The organism is Nostoc sp. JL23 (assembly GCF_017115065.1).
GTDB classification, from domain to species: Bacteria; Cyanobacteriota; Cyanobacteriia; order Cyanobacteriales; family Nostocaceae; genus Nostoc; species Nostoc punctiforme_A.
This window is the reverse complement of sequence record NZ_JABXKN010000118.1, coordinates 18,404-29,778: the sequence shown is the minus strand read 5'-3', so window position 1 is coordinate 29,778 and position 11,375 is coordinate 18,404. Positions and strand designations below refer to the sequence as shown.

Genomic DNA, 11,375 nt, shown 5'->3' with positions numbered 1-11,375 from the left:
ATTTGCTATTTCGGCGAACTCATTTGCTATTTCGGCGAACTCATTTGCTATTTCGACGTACTCATTTGTTATTTCGGCGATGCCTACGGCTGGCTGCGCCTACGCATTTGCTATTTCGGCGAACTCATTTGCTATTTCGGCGAACTCATTTGCTATTTCGGCGTACTCATTTGTTATTTCGGCGTATTCATTTGCTATTTCGGCGAACTCATTTGCTATTTCGGCGTATTCATTTGCTATTTCGGCGAACTCATTTGTTGATTTAGCGTGGACATAACGCACCCTACTGGCGTTTCTCACAAGCTTGAGGGGAAAAACTTACTGCAACTTCTCCTCGGTAACAGAGCGTTGGTCATTGAGCGTAGCCGAAATGAGCCGAAGTGCTACTCCCCTGCACCCCAATAATTAGTACTTTTGTAGAGACGGCGATTTATCGCGTCTTTGTGATGATTTATCGCATCTGATAGAACAACATTGACAATGAGTTTATTAACATCACAGATATTCTGCCAACTCGTAAGATGATTCAAAACTGGGTAAAGTATTTGGGTTTTGCATTAGGATTTACGCATTAAGATTCTCTAGGAAAATTGGGTGTAAAGTTTCCTATTAACGCTGCCAATCATACATTAATCGTCCATGACGATCGCGCACAAGTTCCCATTCTCCATGACGATATCGTTGTCCATGATAACGTATAGAGCGATAGCGTCGTCTATAATAATGTTGTCGATTCCGCTGGCGTTGATAATAATATCTTCCAGTTCGTTGCCGTCTATGATAACGTCGTCGATTCCGTCTGTGAGCTAACAAAAACTCTTCACTTTGCTCTCCAGCTAATTTTGTTTGTGCGTCAATACTCTGTTGATTGAGAACATCATTGTGAGTATTCTCTTTGGCTTCAACCAAAGTAGGTGGATAAATGAAGGCTAATAACAGGAACACAATTGAGGATAGCTTTTTGAAACGGTTCACGTCTTTGCTTTTCCTAAACTATTGGTAATCATTTTATTTAATACTTAAGTGGAGAAATTATATAGTTCAAAATTCACAAGATTGACTAACGTAAATGTAATTGAAGGTACATATAGCAGTTCCCATTCAGATGCAGTACAACGTTATATTGCAAGTTGTAGGGGCACGTCGCGTCAACGAGAACTGCTATATATTAAATGTAAAGATTTACTTAGAGAGGATCTAAGCTAGCACTTACGCACTTTACACATTGACCATTATGTGAAGAGTCAGCTTGTTAAACTAAAAGTCTTACTCTGCCTTGTTCCCAGGCTGTGCCTGAGAATGCGATCAAGGTGGGTTGCTTGATGCAATCTGCTGTGAGTATTGGTTGTATATGTGTGCGATCGCTAGAGCCAGCAAGATACGCTGAATCAATTAAGCACTGCTGTAGCAAAAAATGCTCTAGCTAGCCATAGTTAATTAGTTTTTTGCAGATTGCTAATTGTAAAAAATATTTCATCATCAGCGATCTGGCTATTATAATCAATGTTAATTTGAGTTGGATAACCAAGTTTTGGATCGTATTCTACAGTCAAGTTTGCTGCTTTACGAATCAGCGCATCCCTGATGATATTAAAGAGTTTAGGAATTGTATTATATTGTTGAAATAATTCGGACTCAGCTGGCTTTTGAGTTGCTTTATAAGTAATAGAACTTGTAACTCGATTACGTACTTTAATAATCACTGGTTCTGTGGCTTTCGGTAAACAATTGCAACTTCTAGTGAATTCATAGCGATAGTTAGAGATTTTTTGCCGTCTCCATAATCGGTAATTAATCTTAAATTGTTCCAAGGCTAAACTACTAGGCGCAGGTGTTTTGGCTACCTGTATAGGAGGAGGTTGAGATATTACAGGTGCACTAAAACCTAAAGATGCCACTAAAACAGCACTAATTGCAATTGGTAAGCGCATATAAATCCATTCTTAACTCCAACTGTTCACTTTAACGTGCTTCAAGATTATTGCCAAAATATTGAAATTATTTGTGACACTTAAAGCTGGCGATCGCAATGTGGATAATCTGCTTGAGGGCTACTTCGGGGGATAAATCATCGGCCACAAGAAACACTCTAAAATTTTATCCCACCAAAAAAATCAACCAAACATTTGATAGGTGTCGTGTTAGTTATTATCTGGTTGCAATTCATCTCCTGTTAAGTCTTTTCTGCGGAACCCTGCACTAACGACTGTGACGGGAATTCTCTGACTCCATTAAGATAGATTCAAGTTCCCAGGAGCAATATCTCCTGAACATGGGTTTAGATTTTGGAAAAACCCTTTGTTCTTCACATCGGGTTATCAGCTGTATATGTTTTCTGAAGTTAAAAAATGTCTGATGTTAGCCATACCTTTGGCAGCAGCACAATTGGCTCAATCTGCAACTGGTTTTGTGGATACGGTAATGATGGGTTGGTTGGGAAGTCAAACCATTGCATCTGGAGGTTTGGGAGCTGTCATCTTTAGTTTTTGTCTGTTTATTTTTACTGGTATCGTTTCTGCTGTCAGTCCATTAGCTGCTCAGGCATACGGAGCCGGAAATAGAGAAAAAATTGGCACAATTGTCCGGCTTGGACTAGGGATATCTCTGGTGCTAGGAATACCAATTACATTGCTACTTTACAATGGAGGCGCTTTACTACTTTTACTAGGACAGGATGCTAACACAGTAGCACTAGCAGAGATTTATTTAAGAGCGATCGCACTGGGTTTTATTCCTGCTTTAGGCTTTGCAGTACTTAAAAGCTTTCTTTCTGCTCTGTTGCAACCGCAATTAGTTATAGTGACTGTGGTTTTGGGTACTCTGTTCAACATCACAGCTAACTATGTGCTGATGTTTGGCAAACTGGGATTCCCGGCGATGGGTTTAGCTGGTATCGGTTGGGCAAGTACGCTTTCACTTTGGAGTATGTTTGTTGCTTTAGCAGTTTATATACATAATCAGCCTCACTTTGCAGTTTACAGTATTTTTCGACCTTCGTCTCACGAAGCTTTTCCTTTAGAGCATCGCCGGATCATTGGCGAGATTTTTCAGGTTGGATTGCCCATTGGGGGTCTAATTACGGTCGAAGCCGGACTGTTCACTGTTGTCACTTTCTTGATCGGACAATTGGGAACAAATGCCCTTGCTGCCCATCAAATTGCTTTACAAACAATTTCGATGTCATTCCAGATGGCACTAGGCATTTCTCTAGCGACAACAGTTCGTGTTGGACAATTAGCCGGACAGAATGACCTAGTTGGCACTCGTCTAGCTGGATATGTAGGCATTGCCATTGCAGCTTTATCTATGAGTGTAGTAGGCATTGCATTTTGGTTAGTGCCGAAGTCAATTATTTCTCTTTATATTGACATCAATAATCAGAACAATGCAGATGTGGTTGCCCTCGCCGTGAAATTGCTAGCAGTCGCGGCAATTTTTCAAATAGTTGACGGTGTGCAAGTTACTGCCGCAGGAGCATTACGCGGACTCAAAGACACTCGAATCCCGATGCTGATTGGCATTTTTGCTTATTGGTGTGTTGGTTTATTCACTGGTTATACTTTTGGGATCTCGTTGGGGTCTGGGGCTATTGGTCTTTGGTGGGGATTGGCTATTGGTTTAGCGATCGCTGCAATAATCCTAACTTGGCGGTTTAGCACCAGGAAAACTAATAACTATTGAAGAAGAAGTCAGAAGTCAGAATTCAGGAGTCAAATTATAGTAACTTAGGTTGAATGGAAAAACAAATCTCAGGTAACGGATTAACTAAATTTCAAGTACTGATTATGGCGATCGCATCTGGTGTATGTGTTGCTAACGTTTATTATAATCAGCCAATCCTCAAAGAAATTGCATCTTCTTTTCAAGTTGGTGAAGGTGAAGCGGGTAGCATATCTGTGCTTTCACAAATTGGTTATGGTTTTGGGCTTTTCTTTTTAATTCCCTTGGGCGATAAAATCAACAAAAAAACATTAATTCTTTCCTTACTTCTATGTTTGTTTTGTTTGTTGATAGCCATGACGTTTTCACAAAATATCGTCCAGGTTTGGATATTGAGCGTAGCAATTGGAATTACAACAGTCTCCGCTCAGGTTATTCTTCCCTTAGCAGCAAGTATAGATAGAGTGACTACAGGTCAAACTGTAGGCAGTATTTTTACTGGTATATTGATTGGCATTTTAGGAGCAAGGGTTTTTAGTGGATATATTGCTGAATCCTTTAGTTGGCGTTATGTATATGGATTTTCAGGAGTAATGATTTTAATTGTTACTGTCTTGCTCAAGATTTACTTGCCTAATGTAAATAATGAATATAGTGGTGGTTATTTTGATTTACTAAAATCAACGCTTCAACAATTAAAACGTTTCTCCTTATTGAGAGAAGCATCTTTAATTGGGGGATTAATGTTTGGTGTCTTTTGCTCATTTTGGACAACGTTGACTTTCCATTTAAGCGGAGCGCCTTTTAATTTTCAATCTGACACAATTGGGATGTATGGCTTTGTAGCGATCGCAGGTGCATTAATGGCACCAATTTTTGGTAAATTAGCCGATCGAGGTAATTCTCAACATTCCTTGACTATTTATGTATCTCTGGTGATTGTAAGTTTAGTAATTGCTAAAATTGCTTCTAGTTCAGCGTTAGCGATCGCTGTTGCTGTATTGTTACTCGATGTCGGTGTACAAGCAATTCAAGTCACCAATGTTGCAAGGATATACACTCTTGATGCTCAATCAAACAGTCGCATCAACACAGTTTACATGACTACCTATTTTATCGGTGGTGCTGTAGGTACTAGCATTGGTCTATTATGCTGGAATCTTGGTGGCTGGAATTTGGTGACTTGGCAGATGTTAGTTTTTACTTTGCTTGCATTTCTTGTTATAGTCAGACCCAAAATAACTACAGCAAGCATAAATAATAAATAATCATGGCGATCGCCATCACATCTGCGATTCAAGACTCAGATTTTACCCTAGCGTTGCTGTATGCTAACAACGTAGATTACTGAGTCTCTTTGTTTTATCTTCACGACTTTACAGTGTCAATAAACGTTGTGATTTTAGTCTACATAATCTGTTGGTATTTGCGAATCAGCAGTGTTATTTGAAACTATTGGGCGGCTACCATCTATCTCTAGGGTATCCTGAACTTGAAAATTACTCTTGGCGATCGGACGTTGACCATCTATGTCAAGAATTTCTTCAACCTCTAAATCACTAGGGTCAATTGGACGCTTACCGTCTACAGCTAGCATCTCATGTTCTTGAAAATTACTCTTATCGATCGGGCGTTGACCATCTATATCAATTGTTTGATCGCTATGATTTTCATCTTTTGCAATTGGGCGCTGACCATCTATATCTATTGTTTCTTTAATCTCGATGTTACTTGGATCAACTGGACGTTGACCATCTATATTAATTGTTTTAGTTGACTTTTTGGGTTCGTTAGACAAGGAATTAATATTAGTTTCAGCCACTTTTTTATCCCGATTTAAATTGTTTTTATTACTCTCAGCTTTGTTTTTGTCATCCATGTTTTTTATTGTTATTTATAAACTATTTGTCTGCTGCCAATATTTAAGAATGATTTATCTGTCAGCTAAAGGGACTAAGTTTGAGTAAATAGCAATAAAAATTGTTTATCTAATAAGATACTGAAGTGGGATCGAAAAATCCTCTACCATAGCACAGAATATATCTCTGACTTTAGAGGGATTTTTCAGCTTTCAAAAAATACTTAATTAAATTGTTCGATAAAAGTGAGATTTCCAACTCGAAACTGAGATTTTGGATTTATTCTTAGCTTTTCTTACAAGCCTTCACATAAATGACAGTCGGGTTTACTGTATAAGATTAATCGCATTTCAGTTGTCGCAAGAAATTATAAGTTTAAAATAATGTAGAGGCTTCTCTACTGAGACGCTACGCGTAGCTTGCTTCCCGAAGGGTACGGCTTACCGCAGACTACCGCAAAGGAGAAAGATGAGAAGAGAAGAGTTTGATGTGGGTGAATATGTCGATCAAATGGGGTTTTTGTTGGATTTGCAGTTAACAGATGAGTATCGAGATGGTGTGGTGGCAAATTTTGAGAGAATTATGGCGATCGCTAATCTGGTAAATTCTTTCCCTTTACCAGAGAAAATTGAAGTTGCACCAGTTTTTGAACCATAATTGCTTCAAGAATAGCGATGTTGATGTTTGAGTAATTTTACTGAGTTTGCAATATAACCAACAATACTAAGATATTAGCCGACTATATCTTGGAAAGATTCAAATGAATAATTTCAATGCTGCTAGTTCATTGAAGTCTGCGAGTGTTGGTAGATTGTTAGTGCGGTTGCTTTGGGTGTTATTAGGATTTGGTATTGCTTCTACACTATTGTCTTTGTTGGAAGTCATCGCCAAACCACTTTATCAGCTACTTGCTTCTCTTGATGCACTGATATCAGTAGTTACGTTACTGTTCAGTTTAATTTCAATCATTGTTTTTTTGATTTGGCTATATCGTCTCCATGCCGATTTAAAGAATATCTTTAAGGAATATCCGATTACGCCAGGAGGTGCGATCGCGCGATTTTTGATTCCTATATATAGCCTTTGGGGAATAGCTAATACGTTGTCTACTTTTGCCGATCGATTTAAACTGGAGGGTGGTGAATTAACACGTTTGAGTGAAGAAGTGCGAATGTCAATAGGGCCGCTATATGGTTTTATGATGGGGTCAAATTTTGTAAATCGGATCGCTTTTCAAGAAGCTGCTAAAAATCCTCAAGATCAATTTCTGCCCTTTTGGTTTTTATTCTCTGGTATTTTAGATTTAGGTTTTACCTTTACTTTGCTACTACTAGCAAAAACTATGCGAACTGCGGTTACTCAAAAAGCTAAACGCGCTATCTCTTAATATTTCAGCATGAACTTTGATTCAGCCAATGCCATAACAATATCAACTGCTGTACGCGAAGGTAAAGTTAGCGCAGTAGAGGTTACGAAAGCTGCGTTAGCACGAATAACAACGCGAAATCATCTATTCAACTGTTTTACAACTATAACTGCTGAGACAGCTTTAACAGATGCAGCACTGATTGACAGGGAAATTGCCCAAGGTAATCATCCTGGAGTGCTTGCTGGTGTGCCTTTTGCGGTAAAAAATCTTTTCGATATCGCTGGTTTTACGACTCTGGCGGGATCGAAAATCAATGCAGTAAACCCAGAAGCTACTCAAGATGCAACCGTAGTAGCGAAGCTAAAACAAGCGGGTGCTGTACTAGTTGGTGCTTTGAATATGGATGAGTACGCTTATGGGTTTGTAACAGAAAACTCCCATTACGGTGCTACTCACAACCCCCATGATTTACAGCGAGTTGCGGGTGGTTCGGCGGCGGTTGCGGCTGGGTTAGTACCGCTGACATTGGGTTCTGATACTAATGGTTCAATTCGCGTTCCGGCGGCGTTGTGTGGCGTTTTTGGTTTCAAGCCAACTTATGGAAGGTTATCTCGTGCTGGAGTAGCTTTATTTTCTAGCAGTTTTGACCATGTTGGCCCTTTTGCGCGTTCGGTGCAGGATATCGCGATGGTGTTTGATGTGCTTCAGGGAGAAGACGATCGCGATCCCATTTGTACAAAGCGTCCACCTGAATTATGTTTACCACAACTCAAACAAGATATTTCTGATATTAGAATTGCCATTGCAGCTGATTATTTTACCAAAGGTGCAGAACCGGCAGCTTTAGCAGCAGTGCAAAAAGTAGCTGATGCAATAGAAGTTACTGAATACGTAATCATACCAGAAGCACACCGCGCCCGTGCAGCAGCCTTTGTGATTACAGCTAGCGAGGGTGCAAATCTGCATTTGGATAAGTTGCGATCGCGTCCTGAAGATTTTGATCCAGCAACACGCGATCGCTTTTTGGCTGGGGCGTTAATTCCTAGTAGCTGGTATCTCCAAGCACAACGGTTTAGAAGATGGTATCGCGATCGCGTTCGGGAAGTTTTTCAAAATGTCGATATCATTCTTGCCCCAACTACACCAATTTCTGCACCATTAATTGGTCAACAAACCATGATTTTAGATGGCGAAGAAATTCTTGTCCGTCCTCATTTAGGGTTGTTTACTCAACCATTATCTTTTATTGGTTTACCCGTTTTATCAGTACCAATTCAGTGCCAAAATGCATTACCTTTAGGTGTGCAATTGATTGCAGCACCATATAATGAAGCCTTAATTTTACGGGTTGCGGCTGCGTTAGAGGCAAAGGGTATAGTTTCAGCACCAGTAATTTTAAACGCTTTCAACTCAGAGGCTGTTTGAAAAATCTAATTTATTACACAAAGACGCGATAAATCCATCACAAAGACGCGATAAATCGCCGTCTCTACAATAGTCTTTCGTCTTGACGGCGATTCATGCGTCTCTTGCTTTAACCAAACTTCACGTGGGAATAATATTATACTTCATCAAAAGCAGCTGGATAAACAACCTTGCCTTTATACTGCTTTTGATAGTTTTGCAGTGGTTTCACCATGAAAAATTCCTCTGGTACTGGAAAAGGAGACTCGATTTCACAAATAACAGAAGGCTGAAAACCAAAGCGAGTATAGAAGTGGGGATGACCTAGTACAATTACTATGGCTTCTTTCTTTGCCTCTGCTATTTCTAACCCTGCTTTTATTAGTGCGCTGCCAATTCCTTGTCTTTGAAACTGTGGATGAACTGCCAAAGGCGCTAAACCAAGTACTTGTAGTGCTTCTTCAGCCACTAGGTCAATATAGCTGAATAAAATATGACCAACTACAACATTTTCAACCTCTGCAACTAGAGAAAGTGCTGAAATATAACGGTTAGAATTGCGAATTTTCTCTACAAGTTTAGCCTCGTTTTCCTGCGCAAAGGCTAGTGTATTAACCTCAGCTATTGCTGTGTAGTCTGACAGAGTTTCGCAACGGATATCAATCATTTTAAAACTAATTCCATAAAAATCCAGTTTGCTCGATGTTCGAGAGGAATCTCGGTTTTTTCTAAATACGGCTCAATATTCTGAAAGCCAAATACACGATAAAGTGCGTGTGCTTCCTTTGCAAAAGGGGCACTGTCTAAACGTATCCTTGAGTAACCAATGTAGGCAGCTTAAAAGTTGGGTATAAATATCTCAATTTTATCAAAACATTATAGTTAATTTGAGGGATTTGCTAAAGCGATCGCAGAATTTTTTGCTCAGGCTCCAAAATGAAAAATTCTATTTCTGCTTTATGTCAATAGGCTATCAGAAGGAATGAAAAAACGCCTTTAGAGAGAATCGGCAAACAATGAGAGTGTGGTAATCTCCAGTTCAATATTTCTTTGGCTGCATAGTATCACTTAACTGAAAAACTTGAGGTAGGGAACAGAATGGAAATTGATTTTACAACTATTTTAGGGCTAGTAGCAGGAGTACTGACTACACTCGCATATCTCCCTCAACTTATTAAAACTTGGCAGTCCAAATCAGCCAATGACCTTTCTTGGAGTATGTTAATTATTCTTTGTGTAGGTATTATTTTATGGTTGATTTATGGTTTTTCTGTTCATGATATTCCTTTGATTGCTGCTAACATTGTTACCTTACTTATTGCATCGGTGATTTTAGTGCTGAAGATTAGGTACAGCTCAGGTACAGATAAAGAAGGCAAGAAACAGGAAGCACAAGGCAGAACCGAAACCACATAGATTAAGAGTTGAAGGCAGGAAACAAAACTCAAATGCCAAGGGTAGAGACGCGATTAATCGCGTCTCTACAAGAGTCAAGAGTTAGGTATTTTTCCCTCATTTCCCACTCCCTCATTCCCCCGCTCAGAACTATTTTGGTTAACTCTAGACCAACTGCACGTAAACCCGTAGTATCGAATATGGAGTTTATGTTCATCAGTCTCTACCTGGATAATTTTAAGCAAAGTTTAGACCTCCGCTAAATAATTGAATAACAATATACAAATTAGAGTGACAATTACTAAAGTTGATTTCGCGCTTTGAGTTGCAGATATCGCTCAACTAACTGATCGGCAATTTGATTTGCTGGTGCATCTAGCACCAATACACCTTTTTGTTTCAGTTGGGCATAAGCTACTTGTCGTTGCATTAATAAATCTAGTGCTACTGCACGGGTATAGGCACTTGCGACATCATCTGTAAAAGTGTGTGCTAGACGATCGACTTGTGGATCTCGCAAAGTCACGCAAAATGGAAGGTAGCGGGGTGCTAGTTTGGAGAGTGCAGCTAGGAGTTCTGTAGAGGCAGTAACATCAACTAAATCAGTAATCACTACTACCAGCGCCCTCCGAGTTTGTCGCTGCAAAACATTTGTTACCGCCCCCAAATAATCAGATTCAAATAACACTGGTTGAATTGGAGTTAAGCGATCGATTAGCTGATTTAAATGATGTTGACCGCGTTCTGGGGGAATCCACGTATGCATTTGGCGGTCAAATACACCAACACCCACGCGATCGCCTCGATGTAAACCTGCCAAAGCTAAGGATAAAGTTGCATTCAAACCCCAGTCAAATCGCTGCAAATTCTGCACTTTTGCTGTCATCAGCCGTCCGCGATCGAGTAATATCAGCAATGTTTGTTCCTGTTCTGGTTCCAAAACCCTCACCAGTGGCATGGCATTACCATAAGCCCCAACCCGACGGGCAGTAGCTTTCCAATCGATAAACCGCAAATCGTCACCAGTGCGATAGTTTCGCAGTTCAGCAAACTCTGTACCAATACCAGTTTTGCGAGATTGGCGCATCGATCCAGATGATTGCAATGTCAGACGAATTGTCAGCGATCGCAATCCCACTAAATCAGGATAAACTTTCACTGGCAGACTTTGAGGAATTTGCCAATCATCCCAAGCTAATCCCCAAAGCCCCAACTGTCGAACTTGAATATTCCCCCAAGGAAACTCTCCCCGTTGTGTTGGGTGGACGGTATACGTTAATTCCTCAGTGCTGTTACTGGGAATAATGGCGCTGAGTGCAGGTGCAGACACGCCAAATCCTGTTGGGTAATAGTCGCGGATTTCAATTTGAGCGTCGGTATTTAGCGATATCACCTTTAGCACTACGGGATTATCACGCCCAATGGATAATCGTGACGGTAATTCGCGGGTAATTTGCACGCGAGAACGCCGCACCCGCAAACCATCTACAACCATCAGTCCGAGAATAATTGCATCAAATAGCACAGTGATGGCGATGGTTACTCTAATGCTGATAAATAAGGATAGAATCGGGGCGATTGCTATACCCAAAACCAACAATAAATAAACTCGTTTGGAAGGAACCATTTTTTAGAGCCAGAAGTTAGGAGTTAAGTATAAAGTGAATTTCAATGTAACCGAAATAAGA

At 40.0% G+C, this 11,375-nt stretch carries 12 protein-coding genes; 7 read left to right on the top strand and 5 right to left on the bottom strand.

Annotated features, from left to right (window positions below; genetic code table 11):
- Positions 1 to 277: hypothetical protein (locus tag HWQ42_RS23575; RefSeq protein WP_292816598.1), on the top strand; the 277-nt coding region annotated here is incomplete at its 5' end.
- A gap of 332 nt (positions 278 to 609) precedes the next feature.
- On the opposite strand, the gene HWQ42_RS23570 is transcribed toward HWQ42_RS23575, so the two are convergent.
- Positions 610 to 975 carry a hypothetical protein gene (locus HWQ42_RS23570; protein WP_292816596.1) on the bottom strand — a complete coding sequence of 122 codons (366 nt, stop codon included), beginning with the start codon at positions 973 to 975 and terminating at the stop codon, positions 610 to 612.
- Positions 976 to 1,433: 458 nt separating this feature from the next.
- The gene (locus HWQ42_RS23565) at positions 1,434 to 1,931 is read right to left on the bottom strand and encodes a DUF6174 domain-containing protein (protein ID WP_292816594.1); all 498 of its coding nucleotides are present in this window, start codon (positions 1,929 to 1,931) and stop codon (positions 1,434 to 1,436) included.
- A 397-nt stretch (positions 1,932 to 2,328) separates the two neighbouring features.
- Here HWQ42_RS23565 and HWQ42_RS23560 point away from each other — a divergent pair, with 397 nt between their 5' ends.
- Positions 2,329 to 3,681 carry an MATE family efflux transporter gene (locus tag HWQ42_RS23560; RefSeq protein WP_292816592.1) on the top strand — a complete coding sequence of 451 codons (1,353 nt, stop codon included), beginning with the start codon at positions 2,329 to 2,331 and terminating at the stop codon, positions 3,679 to 3,681.
- A gap of 53 nt (positions 3,682 to 3,734) precedes the next feature.
- Positions 3,735 to 4,928, top strand: coding sequence for an MFS transporter (locus HWQ42_RS23555; protein ID WP_292816591.1), 1,194 nt, complete (start codon positions 3,735 to 3,737; stop codon positions 4,926 to 4,928).
- A 134-nt stretch (positions 4,929 to 5,062) separates the two neighbouring features.
- Here HWQ42_RS23555 and HWQ42_RS23550 read toward each other — a convergent pair whose 3' ends face one another.
- Positions 5,063 to 5,539, bottom strand: coding sequence for a hypothetical protein (locus tag HWQ42_RS23550; protein ID WP_292816589.1), 477 nt, complete (start codon positions 5,537 to 5,539; stop codon positions 5,063 to 5,065).
- 448 nt (positions 5,540 to 5,987) lie between these two features.
- Here HWQ42_RS23550 and HWQ42_RS23540 point away from each other — a divergent pair, with 448 nt between their 5' ends.
- The 3 genes from HWQ42_RS23540 to HWQ42_RS23530 all read left to right on the top strand — a co-directional run bounded on the left by HWQ42_RS23540 (position 5,988) and on the right by HWQ42_RS23530 (position 8,313).
- Positions 5,988 to 6,176 carry a DUF4089 domain-containing protein gene (locus tag HWQ42_RS23540; protein ID WP_292816587.1) on the top strand — a complete coding sequence of 63 codons (189 nt, stop codon included), beginning with the start codon at positions 5,988 to 5,990 and terminating at the stop codon, positions 6,174 to 6,176.
- A gap of 103 nt (positions 6,177 to 6,279) precedes the next feature.
- Positions 6,280 to 6,906 carry a DUF4328 domain-containing protein gene (locus HWQ42_RS23535; protein WP_292816585.1) on the top strand — a complete coding sequence of 209 codons (627 nt, stop codon included), beginning with the start codon at positions 6,280 to 6,282 and terminating at the stop codon, positions 6,904 to 6,906.
- A 9-nt stretch (positions 6,907 to 6,915) separates the two neighbouring features.
- A complete protein-coding gene (locus HWQ42_RS23530; protein ID WP_292816583.1) occupies positions 6,916 to 8,313 on the top strand; it encodes an AtzE family amidohydrolase in 1,398 nt (465 codons plus the stop codon).
- 136 nt (positions 8,314 to 8,449) lie between these two features.
- Here the strand turns inward: HWQ42_RS23530 and HWQ42_RS23525 are convergent, their stop codons facing one another.
- Complete coding sequence (locus tag HWQ42_RS23525) at positions 8,450 to 8,959, bottom strand: GNAT family N-acetyltransferase (protein WP_292816581.1); 510 nt, start codon at positions 8,957 to 8,959, stop codon at positions 8,450 to 8,452.
- 431 nt (positions 8,960 to 9,390) lie between these two features.
- On the opposite strand from HWQ42_RS23525, the gene HWQ42_RS23520 reads away from it, so the two are divergent.
- The gene (locus tag HWQ42_RS23520; RefSeq protein ID WP_334813176.1) at positions 9,391 to 9,708 is read left to right on the top strand and encodes a SemiSWEET transporter; all 318 of its coding nucleotides are present in this window, start codon (positions 9,391 to 9,393) and stop codon (positions 9,706 to 9,708) included.
- Between the two features lie 280 nt (positions 9,709 to 9,988).
- On the opposite strand, the gene HWQ42_RS23515 is transcribed toward HWQ42_RS23520, so the two are convergent.
- Positions 9,989 to 11,314 (bottom strand): DUF58 domain-containing protein, encoded by a 1,326-nt coding sequence (locus HWQ42_RS23515; protein ID WP_292816579.1) that lies wholly within the window; start codon positions 11,312 to 11,314, stop codon positions 9,989 to 9,991.
- Positions 11,315 to 11,375: the final 61 nt, after the last annotated feature.

Coding starts and splice junctions, on each gene's coding strand:
- HWQ42_RS23555 (WP_292816591.1), top strand. CDS start 3,735: ATGGAAAAACAAATCTCAGGTAACGGATTAACTAAATTTCAAGTACTG.
- HWQ42_RS23525 (WP_292816581.1), bottom strand. CDS start 8,959: ATGATTGATATCCGTTGCGAAACTCTGTCAGACTACACAGCAATAGCT.
- HWQ42_RS23550 (WP_292816589.1), bottom strand. CDS start 5,539: ATGGATGACAAAAACAAAGCTGAGAGTAATAAAAACAATTTAAATCGG.
- HWQ42_RS23565 (WP_292816594.1), bottom strand. CDS start 1,931: ATGCGCTTACCAATTGCAATTAGTGCTGTTTTAGTGGCATCTTTAGGT.
- HWQ42_RS23540 (WP_292816587.1), top strand. CDS start 5,988: ATGAGAAGAGAAGAGTTTGATGTGGGTGAATATGTCGATCAAATGGGG.
- HWQ42_RS23530 (WP_292816583.1), top strand. CDS start 6,916: ATGAACTTTGATTCAGCCAATGCCATAACAATATCAACTGCTGTACGC.
- HWQ42_RS23560 (WP_292816592.1), top strand. CDS start 2,329: ATGTTTTCTGAAGTTAAAAAATGTCTGATGTTAGCCATACCTTTGGCA.
- HWQ42_RS23515 (WP_292816579.1), bottom strand. CDS start 11,314: ATGGTTCCTTCCAAACGAGTTTATTTATTGTTGGTTTTGGGTATAGCA.
- HWQ42_RS23520 (WP_334813176.1), top strand. CDS start 9,391: ATGGAAATTGATTTTACAACTATTTTAGGGCTAGTAGCAGGAGTACTG.
- HWQ42_RS23535 (WP_292816585.1), top strand. CDS start 6,280: ATGAATAATTTCAATGCTGCTAGTTCATTGAAGTCTGCGAGTGTTGGT.